We start from the raw sequence: 19,741 nt of genomic DNA, 5'->3' as shown, positions 1-19,741 counted from the left end.
TTTATCCCTGGGAGCTGAAGATCTGCCGGGTGATATCTCCCCACACAGGGTCCTTGATCCTGGACTCACTATAATCATGGTCCGTATAACGGGCGATCACCTTCTGCCAGAAGCAGCGGCCACCATCGGCCTCCTGAATTTGCCTCACCTGCCAGGCCCCGGGATGATGATCAAACAGCCAGCTGGCAAACTCAAAGCCAAGCCCCTGTTTGCGCGCCGAGGGGATCACATAAAACTCTGCAATATCGTGGCGTCCTTCAGCCTGGCCTATCACGGCAAATCCAACCGGGATATCCTGCTGAAACAGCAGAAATCCTGAGTGCTCCTCATCAAGCTGAGTATCCAGGCTGAAGATCCCATGCTGATTGGGCAGTTTGCCTGTGATAGCGGAAAACTCAGCCTCATGAGCCTGAGCAAGATTATGTAATATCTGAAGACTGTCCTTCTGTATAGGACGAATATCCATGATGTCTCTCCATGCACCTGCCGTACAAAAACTAAGCTAGCATATTGTTGAGACTCAAAGATAGCCAAACCGCTCTATTATCAGCCAAAAAGGCAGACCAGCAGGGCAAGAGCACAGATGATCAACAGCGCTCCCAACACAGCACAGGCTGTAATACAACGATTACAGCGCCGGGTTTCAAGATCCTGTTCCTGCTCCATAACGCCTCCCTGCTTCATAACAACGCCCTGAGCTCCTGCCTCAAGCCTAAGTCAGGAGTCAGGAGCTCTCAACTGACAGATCCTGCAATAGGTTCCCCCTGCAACCAGGATCAACCTGCTTGAGATTTTTGTGATCTGTATTCAATTAGATCTTCTTTGAGTTCATCTTTTCTCTGGTAGTAGAGTTTCATCTGAACGGGAGATAACAGTTGCTTAAACATCTGCTCCCGCTCTCTCATCAATTGCTCTACTTTTTGTTGTTTGATCTCGGGCGACAAAGATGAATTCCACACATCCTGGATCTTGCGAGTCGAAAGCAGGTTGATCCCCAGAATTTTAGATTGGATCTCATCATTAAGACTCAAGACCCGGGTCATCTCCTGGGTAACTATCGCCGCCCGCTGCTGCGAAGTGAGCTTTTTATACAGAGGTTTATCCTGGCTCGCTGTGCTGCAGGCCTGCAGCAGGATAAGACCCCCTATCATAACGACCAGGTATGCAAAAAAACTAAGGTTTCGTTTGAGCGTCATCCTTTACTCCTGACATAAAAATGCAATCAATTAGAAACTCATTTACCACCGGCCCTGAGCTTTCTCCTCTTAAACAAGCCTTCAATAGCTCTTTGCCTGCAGCTCTGTTAGTACAAAGAGAGTAGCAGTAACAGGGTAAACAGGATCTGCAAAGCCCAGATCAGAGCTCCGGCACCCAGCGCTCCCGCCCCATAACGAATTATGCTATCAAAGCGGATCTTAAGACCCATCCCCGCCATCGCGACCGTCAGGATCAGTTCGCTGATATCACCAATGCCCGAGACTAGTCCTGCTGGAAGGATATGCAGTGAGGCGACCACAGCCAACAGCGCAAAGCCGATGATAAAGGGTGGTATCGGAAATTGGCGCTTTCCGGCAACCGATTCTCTGTTCTGTGCCCGGCTGAGCAACAGAGCCAGCAATAACAAAATGGGCCCCAACATCAGGATCCGCCCCATCTTGATAATCATTGCCCCCTGGCCAATCTGATCCCCCATCGCAAAACCCGCAGCAGAAACCTGCCCGACCGCCTGCAGAGTATTTCCAATGAGGATCCCCTGCTCTAACGGGGCCGAGCCAAGGGTGAGATGAGCGATCAGCGGAAGAATAAAGATCCCCAGGGTTCCCAGAAAGTTAACCACGGTGACCGCCAGGACCATCTGCTCTGCCTTGCCTTGTACTACGGGCGAGGCGGCCGCAATGGCCGAGCTACCACAGATCCCATTCCCAATTCCAAGCAGCAGCGCCAGCTTTCCATCCAGCTTAAGCAGGCGCCCCACAAAAAAGCCAATGCAGATAGTAAATGCCAGCCCGAGCAGGATCACCAGTATCGCCTTGAGCCCTAACTGACTCAGCATCACGAAATTAAGCTTGGATCCCAATAGCATGATCGCCAGCCCAAGCAACTGCTTTTCCGAAAAGCGGATCCCTGTATCCAGCGTCTTAGGCAGAGGTATCAGGTTACCCACCACAAATCCCAGGATAATGGTGATGGTGACCGCACCTATCGGGATCCAGCGATTCAATACTATCCCGCATCCGGCCAATGCCACACAGAGCAAGACCCCGGAAAAGCCTCTTTTCATCCCTTCAAAACTGGCAATCAGTATCAAAATTTATCTCATTAATTCAGTTGGTTGCTCTGCCAGGATCATAACGGGTTGCCAGGGTTCATAACAGGGAAATTCCCCTAGAGCTACTTATTGTTAAGTTTTATAAAACAAGACATAAAAAATTACTCGATATTTTGAATAACACTCTCCATGCTAGCATTCTCTCAGTTTCTTTGAGTGAGTCTGCATTATGATCTATCGAACCTATTCCAAACTGGCAGGAGCCCCAACCCCCATGGCAGGGTTAGCACTTGGTATCTCTAGCCTTGGATGGAGCTGGGAAAATGCAGCACCACTGCATGGCCATGGCCAGCTGCTGGGAGCCGCCATTGCCGCTGTGTTACTGCTGATCCTGCTGGGTAAATTTATCTGCCACCCCAAGCTATTGTGGGGCGATCTGGCACACCCTGTGGTCGGCAGCGTGGTGCCAACCTTTGCGATGGCAACCATGGTAGTCTCTAACGCCCTGGGTAAGCTGACAGCATTCTGGGGAGAGGCTTTATGGCTGTTTGCGGTGGTACTGCATCTGATCTTTCTTGCTGTTTTTACCTGGCACAGGGCTAAAGAGTTTAAGCTCCATCATATGGTCCCCAGCTGGTTTGTCCCCCCGGTCGGGATCATAGTCGCCTGTGTCTCGTTTCCCGGGCTCCACTTCCAGAACCTGGCCTATGGACTACTGATTTTCGGGATCATCTGCTACTTCATCATGCTGCCGGTGATGACCCATCGTCTTATCTTCTCTCACGAGGTTCCGGATTCAGCCAAACCAACCATCGCCATCATGGCGGCACCGGCGAGCCTCTCCCTGGCCGGTTATCTGACGATCGAATCAGCTCCCTCCCCGCTACTGGTTGCTTTGCTGTTTGGCATCGCGGTACTGATGACGGCCATCATCTACATGGCTTTCTTCCGGCTACTCAAGCTGCCCTTTAGCCCTGGATATGCCGCCTTCACCTTCCCTATGGTGATTGGTGCCACCGCCATCTACAAGCTGTCGCACCTGATGATGGGTTGGGAGATGTTTCACAGGTATGCACATCAGCTTAGGATCCTCGCCAACCTTGAGCTGGCCGTCGCCACAGTGATCGTGACCTATGTCGCCCTACGCTACCTGATTGCAATCCTGCCGGAGCCCAAATTAATTCATTCTACATAGTCAGGTTCAAGCCAGCTGAGCTCAGGGATGAGCCAGCCTTGCTTTCTCCATCCACTTTCTATCGTTTCTTTTGGTTACACCTTGGTATCTCTATGCTCTCTGAACACCTGGTCGATCTATCCCGATTGCAGTTTGCTGCCGTCGCCCTGTTTCACTTTCTGTTTGTCCCCCTGACTCTTGGCATGAGTTTTATGCTGGTGATCATGGAGTCCATCTATGTCCTGACGAATAAGCCCATCTATAAGGACATGACACAATTCTGGGGGAAGCTCTTTGGCATCAACTTCGCGATGGGCGTAGCGACCGGGCTGACCATGGAGTTTGAGTTCGGGATGAACTGGGCCTATTACTCCCACTATGCCGGCTCGGTATTTGGTGCCCCACTGGCCATTGAGGGAATGATGGCCTTCTTTCTTGAGTCCACCTTCGTTGGCATGTTCTTTTTTGGCTGGGATCGGATGAGCAAGCGGGCTCACCTGGCCTGCACCTGGCTTACCGCCATTGGCACCAACCTCTCCGCCCTGTGGATCCTGGTTGGTAATGCCTGGATGCAAAATCCGGTGGGCTCAGAGTTTAACTGGCAGACCATGCGGATGGAAGTCACCAGCTTCAGTGAGGTCATCCTCAACCCAGTGGCCCAGGTCAAATTTCTGCATACGGTTGCGGCCTGTTACTGTGTGGGGGCCCTCTTTGTATTAGGGGTCTCCTCCTACTACCTTCTCAGAAAACGCGATCTTGCCTTCGCCAAACGCTCTTTTGCCATCGCGGCGACCTTCGGCATGGTCTCGGTGATCTCTGTGATTATGCTGGGGGATGAGTCGGGCTATACCCTGGGGGACGTGCAGCAAACCAAGCTTGCTGCCATTGAGGCCGAGTGGCATACCGAACCTGCTCCAGCTGCCTTCACCCTGGCTGCACTTCCCGATCAGCAAGCCATGACCGACAATTATGCGATCCGAATCCCTTATCTGCTAGGCATCATCGCAACCCGCTCCCTGGATAAACAGGTGACAGGCCTTACCGAGCTGATGCAGGAGCATGAACAACGCATCCGCAGCGGGATCGCAGCTTATGCCCTGCTCAAAAAGCTAAGAGCCGGGGACGACTCCATGCAAACCCTGACCGAATTTAACCGGATCAAAGACGATCTGGGCTACGGACTGCTCCTGAAAAAATACACAGCTGAGGTGACCGATGCGAGCGAGTCACAAATCAAAGCTGCGGCCAGAGATACCATCCCCCGGGTGGCTCCCATCTTCTGGAGCTTTCGGATCATGGTGGGCTGTGGAATCGCTATGTTCATCATCTTTGCCCTGGCTTTCTACGTAACTCTCAAACGCAAGATAGGTCAGCACTCATGGCTACTTAAGACTTGCCTGCTTGCCATGCCCCTTCCCTGGATTGCTGCCGAGTGTGGTTGGTTTGTCGCCGAATATGGCAGACAACCCTGGAGTATCTCCGGTGTATTACCCACCATTTTTTCGGCATCCAGTCTGTCTCCTGGTGATCTTTGGTTCTCTCTTATCACGATCCCCCTGGTGTACTCACTTCTCTTTATGGTTGAGATCTACCTGATGTGCCGATTTGCCCGCCGTGGCCCAAGCAGCATGCATACAGGCCGCTATCACTTCGAACAGACAGCATAAGGAGCAAAGGATGATCGACTATGAAACATTGAGGCTTATCTGGTGGGTGTTGATTGGTGCCCTGCTGATCGGCTTTGCGATCATGGATGGATTTGATATGGGCGTAGGTATGCTGATCCCATTCGTGGGTGACAATGATACCCAGCGACGTATCGCCATCAATGCCATCGCCCCACACTGGGATGGTAATCAGGTCTGGCTCATCTGTGCCGGTGGAGCTCTGTTCGCAGCCTGGCCCCTGGTGTATGCCACCGCCTTTTCCGGATTCTACATTGCCATGGTGCTGCTGCTCGTAGCCCTGTATCTGCGTCCGGTTGCCTTTGACTATCGATCCAAAATTGAGCACCCACTCTGGCGGCATAGCTGGGATTGGCTATTAGCCCTTGGGAGCCTGCTCCCCCCTCTTATTTGTGGAATTGCCTTTGGCAACCTATTGCAGGGGGTTCCTTTTCATTTTAGCGAATGGATGCGCCCCATCTACAGCGGGAGCTTCTTTGAGTTACTCAATCCCTTTGCTCTTATCTGTGCAGTCATCAGCGCATTAATGATCCTCACTCAGGGCGCAAGTTACCTGATGATGAAAACCCAGGATGAGGTCGCCAGCCGGGCACGCCTTGCGGCCATTATCTGCGCATTACTCACCGCGATATTCTTTACTCTCGCCGGGCTCTGGGTTGCTTACGGACTCGATGGTTTTATCATCTCCGGCCCCATCAACCCTTCAGCTCCGAGTAATCCACAGCTAAAAAGCGTCGTTACTGAGGCCGGGGCCTGGCTAAACAACTATAGCCTCCATCCCTGGATGGTGTTTGCCCCCATCACAGGCATTCTCGGCTGCATCGGTTGCTGGATGATGGCCAGAGCGGCACGCCCTGTTGGCGCATTTATCTGTAGCTCAACCAAGATTGCAGGGATCATACTGACGGCAGGTTTCTCCATGTTCCCCTTCGTGATGCCATCCATTACAAACCCGGACTCAAGTCTAACCCTGTGGAATGCCAGTTCATCTCAAAAAACCCTGATGATCATGCTGATCGCGGCTGCCATTCTACTCCCCTTGATCCTGTTCTATACCAGCTGGACCCACAAAAAAATGTTTGGACGGGTCACCAAAGAGCATATTGAGCAGAACCCTCATTCACTCTATTAGGAGATTCATCATGTGGTACATCACCTGGGTTATCGGAGTCCATATGGCCATCCTCCTGTGTAGTGTCATCGCCCTATCCATGGAGAAACACTGAGCAGAAGCAGCCTCCTAAAGGAGGCTGCTGCTAACTGCCATCGCTAGCCAGACTCCCAAGCACAAGCAAGGCCGAATTAAGCTTCAATCCCCTTTAAGGGCATAATTCCCGGATCCAAGTAATAAGACCAGCAGGCCACTGATTAGATAAAACATCTGGAGCTCCAGTTTCCAGCCCCCACTATCTCCAAGCATCATAAACTGGGTGAAGTGAACCAGCATCAGGGCAAATAGCATGTTTACCACCACAAGTAAGCCAGCAACCCGACTGTAGATACCAAAAATCAGCAGCAATGGTGCCAATAGTTCACCGACAAACACCCCATAGCTAGTGATGTGAGGCAAACCGGCTGCGGCTACCTGGGCCTCGACAAATGCCAAAATCTGCGGATGTAGTATCTTGGATACCCCATGAAATAGCAGCAACACTGCCAGTGACAACCGCAAAATGAGCTTTGCCAAATCCTCATGGGACAGGAGTCTATTTATTCTATCCATCAATCTCTCTCTTGGTCGGGCTACCGCAGGCAGCCATTCGCTCACGCCCGGGAGCAGCCATTGCGACTCCTGAGCCCTTGTAAAATTCACTCCAGTCTAATTGGTGTGATTTGAGCATTAAATATGCCTAAAATGAGACAGATTGTTTCAAAAAGAGTTACTAATGGATAAGCTCATCGCGATGCGCAGTTTCGCCGAGGTGGCCCAGACCTCAAGCTTCACCCGGGCCGCAGAGAATTTAGGCTTAAGCCGCCTGCAGGTCTCACGTCATGTTCAGGAGTTGGAATCCTGGTTGCAGCAGCGGCTGCTGCATCGGACTACCCGCCGGGTAAGCCTTACCTCATCGGGAGAGGAGGCCCTCCATCATTGCGAACGGATCCTCAATGAGGCCGCCGAGCTGCAGATTGCAGCCCACAGGAAAACCGAGACACTCAGCGGCACCATCCGCCTGGCATCCCCACTCGCCTTTGCTCAAAGCATGCTGTTTGAGCTGATTGATGAGTTTATCAAGCTCCACCCGGAAGTCAGCTTTGATCTCCGGCTATCCGATGATTTCATCCAGCTCATCGAGGACAGGGTCGATATAGCACTGCGCTTTACCCCTAACCCGGAGCAGCCCTGGATTGCCCGTCACCTGCTGACCCAGAATAAACAGATCTGCGCCAGCCGTGACTATCTTGCACGCCATGGCACCCCGCAATATCCGGAGCAGCTAAGCCAGCATAACTGCCTGATCCACATGAATCGGGATCGCTGGCAACTGTCGAAACAGGGAAATCAGCACGAGGTGCAGGTTAGCGGAAATATCAGGGCAAATGACTTCGGGGTCCTGGTACAGGCAGCCCTGAAGGGGCGAGGGATCATCCGCCTCGAAGATGATCTTGCACTACCCCTGATAGAGTCCGGTCAGCTCCTCCCCCTGCTGACGGACTATCAGCAGCCGGAGAACGCCCTGTGGGCCGTCTACCTATCGCGCAGCTATCAACTTCCGGCGGTACGCCGCCTTATCGATTTTATGGTGGAAAAGTGGGGTCCAGATAGGTGCAATAGCCCCCTGAGATGAGGCTTTGCTGCCACAAGGGCCGCCCTAATAACCGACCTTACCCCGACTCTTCTTAAGGGCCGAATGCTTACTCTTGCTGTCGAGGCGCTTACGCTGAGAGGAGCGGGTAGGTTTGGTCGCCCTGCGAGCCTTTTGGGTCTCTATCGCCTTGAGGATCAGCGCCTTTAACCGCTCCAGAGCATCTTCGCGGTTCTGCTCCTGAGTGCGATATTGCTGAGCCTTGATCACGATAACTCCCTGAGCGGTGATCCGCGAGTCTTTGAGGCCAAGCAGTCGCTCCTTGTAAAATTCAGGCAATGAGCTTGCTTTGATATCGAACCTAAGATGAATCGCCGAGGAGACCTTGTTAACGTTCTGGCCACCGGCCCCCTGAGCACGGATTGCGTTCATCTCAAGCTCATCATCCGGGATACTCACCCGAGCGGATAATTGAAGCGGCATCTAGCGTTTCATACCCCAGGGGCTCTGCTTGGTTCGGACATACAGCGCCTCTACCTTATCCCTGGCCCACTGGGTCTTACGCAAAAATTTCAGGCTGGATTTGATACTGGGATCATGGGTAAAGCAGCGGATGTTGATCCGCTCTCCCAGCTCCTCCCAGCCATAGTGTTCTACCAGCTCGGTAACTATCTGCTGCAGGGTGATCCCATGCAATGGATTATTGGGTTGTGCATCGCTCATGACATTCTTTATCCTGGTGAATCACTCTCTTGAGAGCCAGCCTGATAGCTCTCAAAAAAGCACTCTACTATAGTTTGATTAATTCTCAGGGGAGCTCCCCATAAACAAAAGGCCGCCCCTGAGGACGGCCTTTTCATGCGAGACGCTCGCTATTACTCAGCAGGATTTTGACCCAGTGAGCCAGCAGCGTTCAGCAGGTTAGCCAGGTTCTGCTCGGCTTCATCCGCAGTGATCTGAGGTACTACTTCCTCACCACTGACGGCCGCATCACGCTTACGCATGCGCTCGTTGTGATAAGCAAAGCCGGTACCGGCAGGGATCAGACGACCCACGATCACGTTCTCCTTCAGGCCACGCAGTTCATCGGCCTTACCACCAACGGCGGCTTCGGTCAGAACTCGGGTTGTCTCCTGGAACGAGGCCGCGGAGATGAAGGACTCGGTGCTCAGAGACGCCTTAGTGATACCCATCAGGATGCGGCGGAAGGTTGCAGGCTGCTTGCCTTCTGCTTCCAGCTCACGGTTAGCGATCTTCACCCGAGCGTACTCGAGCTGCTCACCAGAGATGAAGTTAGTATCACCAGGGTGGATGATTTCACAGCGACGCAGCATCTGGTTGACGATAACCTCGATGTGCTTGTCGTTGATCTTAACCCCCTGCAGGCGGTAAACGTCCTGAACCTCGTTCGCGATAAAGTTCGCAACCGGGCTGATTCCACGCAGACGCAGAATGTCGTGCTGGGACTCTGGGCCATCGGCCAGAACTTCACCCTTCTCGACTTTCTCACCCTCAAACACGTTGAGGTTACGCCACTTAGGAATCATCTCTTCGTGCTGATCGCCACCCTCAAGCGGGGTGATTACCAGACGACGCTTACCTTTGGTCTCTTTACCAAACGAGATGGTACCGGAGATCTCAGCCAGGATCGCAGGCTCTTTCGGCATACGAGCTTCGAACAGATCCGCCACTCGTGGCAGACCACCGGTGATATCCTTGGTACCGCCAGATTCCTGAGGCAGACGCGCCAGTGCATCACCGACCTTCACCTCAGCACCATCTTCCAGCTGGACGATCGCGCCGCCAGGCAGGAAGTACAGAGCCGGTACATCGGTACCCGGGATCATCACTTCGTTGTCTTTCTCATCGACCAGCTTGATGGTTGGACGCATATCCTTACCACCACTGGTACGCTCGTTCGCATCCATAACAACGATAGAGGACAGACCCGTCAGCTCATCGGTCTGACGTGTGATGGTCACACTCTCAACCATGTCGATGAACTTGATACGACCCGCCACCTCAGTGATGATTGGGTGCGTATGCGGATCCCAGTTCGCGATGGTCTCACCACCACTGACCGCTTCACCATCCTTCTTGGTCAGGACCGAACCGTAAGGCAGCTTGTGCATCTCTTTGGTCTGGCCCAGCTCATCGATGATGCTCATCTCAGAGGAGCGAGAAGTGATAACCAGCTGGCCTTCACTGTTCTCAACAAACTTCGCATTCTGCAGCTTGATAGAACCTGCATTCTTGATCTGAATGCTGGACTCTGCCGCCGCACGCGATGCCGCACCACCGATGTGGAAGGTACGCATCGTCAGCTGGGTACCCGGCTCACCGATAGACTGTGCCGCGATAACACCGATAGACTCACCCTTGTTCACCAGGTGGCCACGTGCCAGGTCACGGCCGTAACAGTTACAGCACACACCATGGTCGGTATCACAGGTGATTACGGAGCGAACCTTGATGCGGTCTACGGAGCTTGCCTCGATGATGTCACACCATGCTTCATCCAGCAGGGTGTTACGCTCGATCAGGACTTCATTCTCGGTTCCCGGCTTGATCACATCCTCGGCAACAACACGGCCCAGAACACGCTCACGCAACGGCTCAACAACGTCACCACCTTCGATCAGCGGAGTCATCCACAGACCGTCCAGGGTGCCACAGTCGTCCTCGTTCACCACCAGATCCTGAGCAACGTCAACCAGACGACGAGTCAGGTAACCTGAGTTCGCTGTCTTCAGTGCGGTATCCGCCAGACCCTTACGAGCACCGTGAGTCGAGATGAAGTACTGGAGTACGTTCAGACCTTCACGGAAGTTCGCCACGATCGGGGTTTCGATGATTGAGCCATCCGGCTTAGCCATCAGACCACGCATACCCGCCAACTGACGAATCTGTGCGGCACTACCACGAGCGCCCGAGTCAGCCATCATGAAGATGCTGTTGAAGGAGTCCTGCTCAACTTCGTTACCGTCACGGTCTGTCACCAGATCTTTGGACAGGTTGTCCATCATCGCCTTAGAGACTTTCTCGTTGGCGCTGGCCCAGATATCGATAACCTTGTTATAACGCTCACCCGCGGTAACCAGACCGGACTGGAACTGGTCCTGGATCTCGGTAACTTCGGCTTCGGCAGCTTCGATGATCTCTTTCTTCGCAGCAGGGATCACCATGTCGTTGATACCAACAGACACACCCGACAGGGTTGCATACTGGAAACCGGTATACATCAGCTGGTCAGCAAAGATAACGGTATCTTTCAGACCCAGAGCACGGTAACTGTTGTTAACCAGATTCGAGATCTGCTTCTTACCCAGGGCACAATCAACCAGCTCAAACGGCAGACCCTTAGGCATGATCAGCGACAGGATCGCACGACCCACTGTGGTGTCTTTAACAGAGGTCTGCGGCTGCAGCTCACCATCTTCGTCACGCACGTATTCAGTGATACGAACCTTGACGCGGGCGTGCAGCTCGGCGTGGCCGGCGCGATAAACCTTTTCGGCTTCTTTCGCACTGGTCAGCAGCATGCCTTCACCCTTGGCATTCACCTTATCGCGGGTCATGTAGTACAGACCCAGGATCACGTCCTGAGAAGGAACGATGATTGGCTCACCGTGTGCAGGCGACAGGATGTTGTTGGTAGACATCATCAGCGCACGCGCTTCGAGCTGGGCTTCCAGCGTCAGCGGTACGTGAACAGCCATCTGGTCACCATCGAAGTCAGCGTTATAGGCCGCACACACCAGTGGGTGCAGCTGGATCGCTTTACCTTCGATCAGCACAGGTTCAAATGCCTGGATACCCAGACGGTGCAGGGTTGGTGCACGGTTCAGCAGTACCGGATGCTCACGGATCACTCCGTCGAGGATATCCCATACCACCGGCTCTTCGCGCTCAACCATCTTCTTGGCACCCTTGATGGTGGTTGCCAAGCCACGAGCTTCCAGCTTACCGTAGATGAATGGCTTGAACAGCTCCAGAGCCATCTTCTTTGGCAGGCCACACTGGTGCAGACGCAGAGTAGGACCTACGGTGATAACCGAACGGCCTGAGTAGTCAACACGCTTACCCAGCAGGTTCTGACGGAAACGACCCTGCTTACCCTTGATCATGTCGGCCAGGGACTTCAGAGGACGCTTGTTAGAACCGGTAATCGCACGACCGCGACGACCATTATCCAGCAGCGCATCAACAGACTCTTGCAGCATCCGCTTTTCGTTGCGAACGATGATATCCGGCGCGGCCAGATCCAGCAGGCGCTTGAGTCGGTTGTTACGGTTGATCACCCGGCGATACAAATCGTTCAGATCCGAAGTCGCGAAACGGCCACCATCCAGAGGAACCAGTGGGCGCAGATCTGGCGGCAGAACCGGCAGAACGGTCAGGATCATCCACTCAGGGTTGTTTCCTGAGTAGAGGAAGGCTTCCAGCAGCTTGAGGCGCTTGGTACCCTTCTTGCGCTTGGTGTCAGAGTTGGTCTGCTCCAGCTCTTCACGGATGGTTTCAATCTCGGCAGCGAGATCGATATCCTTGAGAAGACCCAGAACCGCTTCGGCACCCATGCGGGCGTCGAACTCATCACCCCACTCTTCCAGGGCATCCAGATACTGCTCTTCGGTCAGCATCTGTCCCTTTTCGAGGTTGGTCATACCCGGCTCAATCACCACGTATGATTCGAAATAGAGAACACGCTCGATATCACGCAGGGTCATATCAAGCAGCAAGCCGATGCGCGATGGCAGTGACTTCAGGAACCAGATGTGTGCAACCGGAGAAGCCAGTTCAATATGACCCATCCGCTCACGACGCACCTTGGCCTGAGTTACTTCAACACCACATTTTTCACAGATAACACCACGGTGCTTGAGGCGCTTGTACTTGCCACACAGACACTCGTAATCTTTTACCGGACCAAAAATTCGCGCACAGAACAAGCCGTCACGCTCAGGCTTGAAGGTCCGGTAATTGATAGTCTCAGGCTTCTTTACCTCACCAAATGACCAGGAACGGATCATATCCGGAGAGGCCAGACCGATCTTGATGGTATCGAACTCTTCGGTCTTGCTCTGCGCTTTGAGAAACTTGAGTAAGTCTTTCACGTTCATCTCCTGTCAGGAGTTAATACCTGGCGCCCCGAAGGGCGCCAACATTAATGCTTTCGCGTTTAGCAAAGGCTAGGAAACTACTCTTCGAGATCGATATTGATACCCAGAGAGCGGATTTCCTTCAGCAAGACGTTAAAGGATTCGGGGATGCCCGGCTCCATGCTGTGATCGCCGTCCACGATGTTCTTATACATCTTAGTACGACCATTCACATCATCCGACTTAACCGTCAACATCTCTTGCAGTGTATAAGCTGCACCATATGCTTCCAGGGCCCACACTTCCATCTCACCGAAGCGCTGACCACCGAACTGTGCCTTACCACCCAGAGGCTGCTGTGTTACCAAGCTGTAAGAGCCGGTAGAACGAGCATGCATCTTGTCATCGACAAGGTGATTCAGCTTCAGCATATACATATAGCCCACGGTCACCGCACGCTCAAATGGCATACTGGAACGACCGTCGTACAGAGTGATCTGACCGGAATCCGGCAGGTCACCCAGAGTCAGCAACTGCTTGATCTCTTTCTCGCGAGCACCATCAAAGGCAGGTGTAGCAATTGGCATCCCCTTACGCAGGTTCTGTGCCAGTACCATCACTTCCTTATCGTCGAGCTCGGCGATATTAATCTTCTGACGCGAGTCACCCAGATCGTAGACCTGCTGCAGGAATTCACGCATGTGCGCAATTTCACGCTGCTCTTTGAGCATGTCTTCAATCTTGTCACCGATACCACGTGCAGCCAGGCCAAGGTGAGTCTCAAGGATCTGACCTATGTTCATACGCGATGGTACGCCCAATGGGTTCAGAACGATGTCGACCGGGTTACCCTTGTGGTCATAAGGCATATCTTCAACAGGAACAATGGTGGAAATTACACCCTTGTTACCGTGACGACCCGCCATCTTATCACCAGGCTGGATACGACGCTTAACCGCCAGGTAAACCTTAACGATCTTCAGCACGCCAGGTGCCAGATCATCACCCTGGGTGATCTTGCGACGCTTCACGTCAAACTTCTTGTCGAAGTCTTCTTTGATCTCGGCATGCTGCTCGGCGATCTGCTCCAGCTCGAGCTGCTGAGCTTCGTCACTCAGAGTCTGCTCCAGCCACTTGGAACGAGGCATCCCGTCCAGTTGAGCTTCGCTGATACCAGCATTGATCAGCAGGGACTTGGCACGAGAGTAGATACCATCTTCAAGGATGGAGAACTCTTCGGTCAGGTCTTTCTTCGCTTCTTTAAGCTGAGAAGCTTCGATTTCCTGAGCACGCTTGTCTTTCTCAACGCCGTCACGGGTAAATACCTGAACGTCGATAACGGTACCGGAAACACTGTTCGGTACACGCAGTGAGGAGTCCTTCACATCGGAAGCCTTCTCACCGAAGATCGCACGCAGCAGCTTCTCTTCCGGAGTCAGCTGGGTTTCACCCTTAGGTGTTACCTTGCCGGTCAGGATGTCGCCACCCTTCACTTCCGCGCCCACGTAAACGATACCGGACTCATCCAGCTTGGACAGAGCCGCTTCACCCACGTTCGGGATATCAGCCGTGATCTCTTCTGGACCCAGCTTGGTATCACGCGCGATACAGGAAAGTTCCTGAATGTGAATGGTGGTCAGACGATCTTCCTGAACGACACGCTCAGAGATGAGGATAGAATCCTCGAAGTTGTAACCGTTCCATGGCATGAATGCCACGCGCAGGTTCTGACCCAGAGCCAGCTCACCCAGATCCGTTGAAGGACCATCGGCCAGCACATCACCACCACGAACCATCTCACCCTGGCTCACACAGACACGCTGGTTGATACAGGTGTTCTGGTTAGAACGGGTGTACTTGGTCAGGTTGTAGATGTCGATGCCTGCTTCACCTGGAACCAGCTCATCTTCATTCACTTTAACGACCACGCGGGATGCATCGGCGTAATCAACCAGACCACCACGCTTAGCAACAACGGCAACACCGGAGTCAACCGCAACCGCACGCTCCAGACCCGTACCAACCAGCGGCTTATCAGCACGCAGGGTCGGAACAGCCTGACGTTGCATGTTCGATCCCATCAATGCACGGTTCGCATCATCGTGCTCAAGGAATGGAATCAAGGATGCTGCGACCGAAACAACCTGCTGAGGAGAAACGTCCATATACTGGATCTGTTCAGCGTTCATGAAGGTTGCTTCGCTGCGGTAACGACAAGGAACCAGCTCATCTTTGAGGCGGCCTTCATCATCAACATCAGCGTTTGCCTGAGCGATGACATAGTTACCCTCTTCGATTGCAGAGAGGTAATCTACTTCATCGGTAATCTTACAGTCGACCACCTTACGGTATGGCGTCTCCAGGAAGCCAAACTCGTTGGTACGCGCATACAGCGACAGCGAGTTGATCAGACCGATGTTCGGACCTTCAGGGGTTTCGATAGGACACAGACGACCATAGTGAGTCGGGTGTACGTCTCGAACCTCAAAGCCTGCACGCTCACGTGTCAGACCGCCCGGACCCAGTGCAGAGATACGACGCTTGTGGGTGATCTCAGACAGCGGGTTGTTCTGATCCATAAACTGGGACAGCTGAGAAGAGCCGAAGAACTCTTTCACTGCCGCAGAGATAGGCTTGGCATTGATCAGATCCTGAGGCATCAGGCTGTCCAGGTCACCCAGGGACAGACGCTCACGGACCGCACGCTCAACACGTACCAGACCAACACGGAACTGGTTCTCAGCCATCTCACCGACAGAACGGATACGACGGTTACCCAGGTGATCGATGTCGTCTACTTCGTCACGCCCGTTGCGGATCTCGATTAGCTGGCGCATGACATCCAGGATGTCTTCTTTGGTCAGGGTTCCAAGACCGGTCAGCTCTTCACGCTTGAGGCGACGATTAAACTTCATCCGACCTACAGTGGACAGATCGTAGCGATCTTCACTGAAGAACAGATTCTCGAACAGTTGCTCTGCTGCTTCACGGGTTGGTGGCTCGCCCGGACGCATCATACGATAGATCTCAACCAGGGCCTCAAGGCGGTTGGTTGAAGAATCGATGCGCAGGGTATCAGAGATATAAGATCCCTGGTCCAGCTCGTTGGTATAAAGAACATCAAAGTCCTTGAAACCAGCCTGAGCGATGGATGCCAGCAGCTCCAGATTCAGCTCGGTGTTCGCTGCAACAACAACTTCACCGGTATCAGCATTGACATAGTCCTTCGCAGAAACCTTGCCAACAATGTATTCAAGGGGTACTTCAAGCCACTCGATGCCGGACTTTTCCAGCTGACGAATGTGACGCGCAGTGATGCGACGTCCCTGCTCGACGACCACATCCGATCCATCACGGATATCGAATGCTGCTACTTCACCACGCAGGCGCGCAGGAACCAGCTTCATCAGCAGCTTGTTGTCCTGAAGACGGAAACTTATGGTCTCGAAGAAGCTCTCGAGGATCTCCTCGGTAGTAAACTCGAGCGCACGCAGGATGATCGTCGCAGGCAACTTACGGCGACGGTCGATACGTACAAACAGGTTATCCTTAGGATCAAACTCGAAGTCGAGCCAGGATCCGCGATAAGGAATCACGCGTGCGTTGTACAGAACCTTACCAGAGGAGTGTGTCTTTCCTCGGTCGTGATCGAAGAATACACCGGGACTACGGTGCAACTGGGAAACAATAACCCGCTCAGTACCATTGATGACAAAGGTACCGTTCTCGGTCATGAGCGGAATTTCGCCCATGTAAACTTCTTGCTCTTTGATATCTTTGACAGTTCCCGCCGGTGCGTCTTTATCATAGAGCACCAGGCGTAACTTGACTCTTAGTGGCGCGGCATAAGTCACACCTCGAATCTGACATTCTTTGACATCAAATACAGGTTCGCCCAGGCGGAAGCTGACATATTGCAGCTCAGAATAGCCTGAGTAACTTGTAATAGGAAAAACACTCCTGAACGCGGCTTCGAGGCCATACTCACCGTCCGGGTCAGCCTCAATAAACTGTTTAAAGGAGTCAAGCTGAATCGATAGCAGGTAAGGCGTACCCAACACTTGCGGACGCTTACCAAAGTCCTTACGAATTCGTTTTTTCTCTGTATAAGAGTAAACCATGGGGTTCCTCAGCTCGCAGAAAAGTGACCCACTCTGCCCGGATAGGGACAGCTCTGTCTGACACCGTTTGTCAGACCGAAGTCAGTTTCGACCTCGGGGGCATGCATTGATGAAGGGATGAAACGGTGTGAAATCTCCCGACATCCAACAGCGCAAAAGGGCTGGTGAATAAAAATTCACCAGCCCTAGCCTGAAAATCAGGCCAATAATCTATTATATAGATTACTTAACTTCAACGGAAGCACCAGCTTCTTCAAGAGCCTTCTTCAGCTCTTCAGCTTCTTCCTTAGCTACTGCTTCTTTAACGTTCGCTGGGCAGCCTTCTACCAGAGCTTTCGCTTCTTTCAGGCCCAGACCGGTCGCGCCACGTACTGCCTTGATAACAGCAACTTTGTTACCACCGAAAGAGGTCATAACTACGTCGAACTCAGTCTTCTCTTCAGCAGCTTCGCCGCCAGCAGCACCGCCAGCAACAACAGCAGCAGCAGCAGATACGCCGAACTTCTCTTCCATTGCTTCGATCAGTTCAACAACGTCCATTACAGACATTTCTGCAACAGCTTCGATAATTTGGTCTTTAGTGATAGACATGACTCAAATTCCTTAAATTCTTAATGGTTTGCCGCCTAAGCAGCTCTCGAAAAATTAAGCAGCTTGCTCTTGCTTTTGGTCGCGCAGGGCGGCAAAAGTACGAACCAGCTTGCCAGCAGAAGCTTCTTTCATGCACATCATCAGGCGTGCAATCGCTTCGTCGTAGGTCGGCAGTGTTGCCAGACGGTCTAGGTCCGCCGCTGCGATAAATTCGCCCTCAAAGGCCAGACCTTTAACTTCAAACGCTTCCTGATTTTTTGCAAAATCTTTAAACAGACGAGCGGCCGCACCTGGGTGCTCGTTTGAGAAAGCGATCAAAGTAGGACCAACGAAAACGTCTTTCAGACATTCGTAATCGGTCCCTTCTACTGCGCGGCGAGCCAGAGTGTTGCGTACAACTTTCATGTACACACCAGCTTCACGAGCTTGCTGACGCAGAGCGGTCATCGCATCTACAGTTACGCCACGGGAATCCGCAACTACTGCAGACAGGGCGCCTTTGGCAGCTTCGTTGACTGCAGCAACAATTGCCTTCTTGTCTTCGAGTCTTAATGCCATTGGCTTACTCCTGGATTCAACCCGGATCTCAAAGGATCCAGAACTAACACAATCCCTTTCGGGAACTTACGGTGGCAGTCGAACCAGAAGAAAGAGAATCTTTCTCGCTGGGTCACGGCACCGTCTACGCAGGGAATATTAAGTCCCTAAGGACACCTACGGTCTTGGACAGGAGTCGAAACCCCTAACCAAATCAAAGGCGCAAGATTTTAAATAAAATCCCACGCCTTGTAAAGTCTATCCGCGGATTAAGCGTTGGCAGTTTCCAGAGTCGCCTGGTCAACCGCAACACCTGCACCCATAGTGGTGGAGATGCTTACCTTGCGGATGAACTGACCCTTAGCTGAGGAAGGCTTAGCCTTCTTCAGTGCAACAACCAGAGCTTCCAGGTTTTCTTTCAGCTGCTCGTTGTTGAAGTCTGCCTTACCAATAGTGGTGTGGATGATACCGTTCTTATCGTTACGATAACGGATCTGACCCGCCTTGGCTTGCTTAACAGCTTCTGCAACGTTTGGAGTTACAGTGCCAACCTTAGGGTTAGGCATCAGGCCGCGTGGACCCAGGATCTGACCCAGCTGACCAACAACGCGCATAGCGTCAGGAGAAGCGATAACAACGTCAAAGTTCATCTCGCCCTTCTTAACGTCAGCTGCCAGCTCGTCCATACCTACGATGTCCGCACCAGCTTCTTTAGCTGCTTCTGCGTTAGCACCCTGAGTGAACACAGCAACACGTACTTCACGGCCAGTACCGTGAGGCAGTACAGTTGCACCACGTACGTTCTGGTCAGATTTACGTGGGTCGATACCCAGGTTTACTGCTACGTCTACGCTCTCAACGAACTTAGCGGTAGCCAGCTCCTTGAGCAGGTCGATCGCTGCATTGATCTCGTAGTCACGAGTCACTTCAACTTTTTCACGGATATTGCGAATACGCTTAGAAAGTTTTGCCATGGTCTTAACCCTCCACTACCAGGCCCATAGAACGGGCAGAACCTTCCAGACAACGGACCATTGCATCAACGTCAGAACCAGTCATGTCTGGCTTCTTCATCTCTGCAATCTCTTCCAGTTGAGCGCGAGTCACGTTACCCACCTTGTCGGTGTTAGGGCGACCAGAGCCAGACTTAACGCCAGCAGCTTTCTTCAGCAGGAAGGAAGCAGGTGGAGTCTTGGTCTCGAAAGTGAAAGAGCGATCGCTGTATACAGTGATAACAACAGGAACCGGCGCGCCTTTTTCCAGCTTGTCGGTACGGGCGTTGAACGCCTTACAGAATTCCATGATGTTAACACCGTGCTGACCCAGTGCTGGACCAACGGGAGGACTAGGGTTTGCTGCACCCGCAGCTACCTGCAGCTTGATATAAGCTTGGACTTTCTTAGCCATTTTAGATTTACCTCTATTTGGGTTCAAACGCTAAGACACCACCACGGCATCTTTTAAGCTCCCCAATGGAAAGGGCCGCAATTATATGGATAATTGCGCCCCCTGACAAGTCTT

General features: G+C 52.6%; 17 protein-coding genes. 5 read left to right on the top strand and 12 right to left on the bottom strand.

Annotation, left to right across the window (positions count from 1 at the left end):
• Position 1 precedes the first annotated feature (1 nt).
• The 3 genes from DB847_RS01610 to DB847_RS01600 form a co-directional block, all read right to left on the bottom strand.
• Positions 2–466, bottom strand: coding sequence for a GNAT family N-acetyltransferase (locus DB847_RS01610; RefSeq protein ID WP_108649145.1), 465 nt, complete (start codon positions 464–466; stop codon positions 2–4).
• A 310-nt stretch (positions 467–776) separates the two neighbouring features.
• The gene (locus tag DB847_RS01605; RefSeq protein ID WP_108649144.1) at positions 777–1,196 is read right to left on the bottom strand and encodes a hypothetical protein; all 420 of its coding nucleotides are present in this window, start codon (positions 1,194–1,196) and stop codon (positions 777–779) included.
• A gap of 107 nt (positions 1,197–1,303) precedes the next feature.
• Positions 1,304–2,308: a YeiH family protein gene (locus DB847_RS01600; protein ID WP_108649143.1), complete on the bottom strand. Its 1,005-nt coding sequence runs from the start codon at positions 2,306–2,308 to the stop codon at positions 1,304–1,306.
• Between the two features lie 190 nt (positions 2,309–2,498).
• Here DB847_RS01600 and DB847_RS01595 point away from each other — a divergent pair, with 190 nt between their 5' ends.
• The 4 genes from DB847_RS01595 (at position 2,499) to DB847_RS26480 (ending at position 6,354) form a co-directional block, all read left to right on the top strand.
• On the top strand, positions 2,499–3,464 hold the full coding sequence (locus DB847_RS01595) for a TDT family transporter (RefSeq protein ID WP_108649142.1): 966 nt from the start codon (positions 2,499–2,501) through the stop codon (positions 3,462–3,464).
• 92 nt (positions 3,465–3,556) lie between these two features.
• The gene (locus tag DB847_RS01590; RefSeq protein WP_108649141.1) at positions 3,557–5,110 is read left to right on the top strand and encodes a cytochrome ubiquinol oxidase subunit I; all 1,554 of its coding nucleotides are present in this window, start codon (positions 3,557–3,559) and stop codon (positions 5,108–5,110) included.
• A 10-nt stretch (positions 5,111–5,120) separates the two neighbouring features.
• Positions 5,121–6,260 carry a cytochrome d ubiquinol oxidase subunit II gene (gene cydB, locus DB847_RS01585; RefSeq protein ID WP_108649140.1) on the top strand — a complete coding sequence of 380 codons (1,140 nt, stop codon included), beginning with the start codon at positions 5,121–5,123 and terminating at the stop codon, positions 6,258–6,260.
• Between the two features lie 10 nt (positions 6,261–6,270).
• Entirely contained in the window at positions 6,271–6,354 is an 84-nt protein-coding gene (locus DB847_RS26480) for a cytochrome bd oxidase small subunit, CydX/CbdX family (RefSeq protein WP_108649139.1), read from the top strand.
• 83 nt (positions 6,355–6,437) lie between these two features.
• Here the strand turns inward: DB847_RS26480 and DB847_RS01575 are convergent, their stop codons facing one another.
• Positions 6,438–6,851, bottom strand: coding sequence for a DoxX family protein (locus DB847_RS01575; protein ID WP_108649138.1), 414 nt, complete (start codon positions 6,849–6,851; stop codon positions 6,438–6,440).
• Positions 6,852–7,014: 163 nt separating this feature from the next.
• Here DB847_RS01575 and DB847_RS01570 point away from each other — a divergent pair, with 163 nt between their 5' ends.
• Complete coding sequence (locus DB847_RS01570; RefSeq protein WP_108649137.1) at positions 7,015–7,914, top strand: LysR family transcriptional regulator; 900 nt, start codon at positions 7,015–7,017, stop codon at positions 7,912–7,914.
• Between the two features lie 24 nt (positions 7,915–7,938).
• On the opposite strand, the gene arfB is transcribed toward DB847_RS01570, so the two are convergent.
• The 8 genes from arfB to rplK form a co-directional block, all read right to left on the bottom strand.
• A complete protein-coding gene (arfB, locus tag DB847_RS01565; RefSeq protein WP_108649136.1) occupies positions 7,939–8,355 on the bottom strand; it encodes an alternative ribosome rescue aminoacyl-tRNA hydrolase ArfB in 417 nt (138 codons plus the stop codon).
• Entirely contained in the window at positions 8,356–8,595 is a 240-nt protein-coding gene (locus tag DB847_RS01560) for a VF530 family protein (protein ID WP_108649135.1), read from the bottom strand.
• Positions 8,596–8,747: 152 nt separating this feature from the next.
• Entirely contained in the window at positions 8,748–12,986 is a 4,239-nt protein-coding gene (gene rpoC, locus DB847_RS01555; RefSeq protein WP_108649134.1) for a DNA-directed RNA polymerase subunit beta', read from the bottom strand.
• 83 nt (positions 12,987–13,069) lie between these two features.
• On the bottom strand, positions 13,070–17,092 hold the full coding sequence (gene rpoB / locus DB847_RS01550; RefSeq protein ID WP_108649133.1) for a DNA-directed RNA polymerase subunit beta: 4,023 nt from the start codon (positions 17,090–17,092) through the stop codon (positions 13,070–13,072).
• Between the two features lie 222 nt (positions 17,093–17,314).
• On the bottom strand, positions 17,315–17,683 hold the full coding sequence (gene rplL / locus DB847_RS01545) for a 50S ribosomal protein L7/L12 (protein ID WP_108649132.1): 369 nt from the start codon (positions 17,681–17,683) through the stop codon (positions 17,315–17,317).
• Between the two features lie 54 nt (positions 17,684–17,737).
• A complete protein-coding gene (rplJ, locus tag DB847_RS01540) occupies positions 17,738–18,241 on the bottom strand; it encodes a 50S ribosomal protein L10 (protein ID WP_108649131.1) in 504 nt (167 codons plus the stop codon).
• A 248-nt stretch (positions 18,242–18,489) separates the two neighbouring features.
• Entirely contained in the window at positions 18,490–19,194 is a 705-nt protein-coding gene (gene rplA, locus DB847_RS01535) for a 50S ribosomal protein L1 (RefSeq protein ID WP_108649130.1), read from the bottom strand.
• Positions 19,195–19,198: 4 nt separating this feature from the next.
• Positions 19,199–19,627, bottom strand: coding sequence for a 50S ribosomal protein L11 (gene rplK / locus DB847_RS01530; protein WP_108649129.1), 429 nt, complete (start codon positions 19,625–19,627; stop codon positions 19,199–19,201).
• Positions 19,628–19,741: the final 114 nt, after the last annotated feature.

It is taken from the genome of Dongshaea marina (assembly GCF_003072645.1).
Taxonomy (GTDB): Bacteria; Pseudomonadota; Gammaproteobacteria; order Enterobacterales; family Aeromonadaceae; genus Dongshaea; species Dongshaea marina.
The sequence above is the reverse complement of the archived record's forward strand: the minus strand, read 5'-3'. Positions and strand labels throughout refer to the sequence as shown.

What these genes read in the sequence shown, in the direction of transcription:
- DB847_RS01560 (WP_108649135.1), bottom strand. Translation starts at nt 8,595, where the DNA reads ATGAGCGATGCACAACCCAATAATCCATTGCATGGGATCACCCTGCAG.
- rplJ (WP_108649131.1), bottom strand. Translation starts at nt 18,241, where the DNA reads ATGGCATTAAGACTCGAAGACAAGAAGGCAATTGTTGCTGCAGTCAAC.
- cydB (WP_108649140.1), top strand. Translation starts at nt 5,121, where the DNA reads ATGATCGACTATGAAACATTGAGGCTTATCTGGTGGGTGTTGATTGGT.
- DB847_RS01610 (WP_108649145.1), bottom strand. Translation starts at nt 466, where the DNA reads ATGGATATTCGTCCTATACAGAAGGACAGTCTTCAGATATTACATAAT.
- DB847_RS01590 (WP_108649141.1), top strand. Translation starts at nt 3,557, where the DNA reads ATGCTCTCTGAACACCTGGTCGATCTATCCCGATTGCAGTTTGCTGCC.
- rpoB (WP_108649133.1), bottom strand. Translation starts at nt 17,092, where the DNA reads ATGGTTTACTCTTATACAGAGAAAAAACGAATTCGTAAGGACTTTGGT.
- DB847_RS01595 (WP_108649142.1), top strand. Translation starts at nt 2,499, where the DNA reads ATGATCTATCGAACCTATTCCAAACTGGCAGGAGCCCCAACCCCCATG.
- DB847_RS26480 (WP_108649139.1), top strand. Translation starts at nt 6,271, where the DNA reads ATGTGGTACATCACCTGGGTTATCGGAGTCCATATGGCCATCCTCCTG.
- DB847_RS01575 (WP_108649138.1), bottom strand. Translation starts at nt 6,851, where the DNA reads ATGGATAGAATAAATAGACTCCTGTCCCATGAGGATTTGGCAAAGCTC.
- arfB (WP_108649136.1), bottom strand. Translation starts at nt 8,355, where the DNA reads ATGCCGCTTCAATTATCCGCTCGGGTGAGTATCCCGGATGATGAGCTT.
- DB847_RS01605 (WP_108649144.1), bottom strand. Translation starts at nt 1,196, where the DNA reads ATGACGCTCAAACGAAACCTTAGTTTTTTTGCATACCTGGTCGTTATG.
- DB847_RS01570 (WP_108649137.1), top strand. Translation starts at nt 7,015, where the DNA reads ATGGATAAGCTCATCGCGATGCGCAGTTTCGCCGAGGTGGCCCAGACC.
- rplK (WP_108649129.1), bottom strand. Translation starts at nt 19,627, where the DNA reads ATGGCTAAGAAAGTCCAAGCTTATATCAAGCTGCAGGTAGCTGCGGGT.
- rplA (WP_108649130.1), bottom strand. Translation starts at nt 19,194, where the DNA reads ATGGCAAAACTTTCTAAGCGTATTCGCAATATCCGTGAAAAAGTTGAA.
- rplL (WP_108649132.1), bottom strand. Translation starts at nt 17,683, where the DNA reads ATGTCTATCACTAAAGACCAAATTATCGAAGCTGTTGCAGAAATGTCT.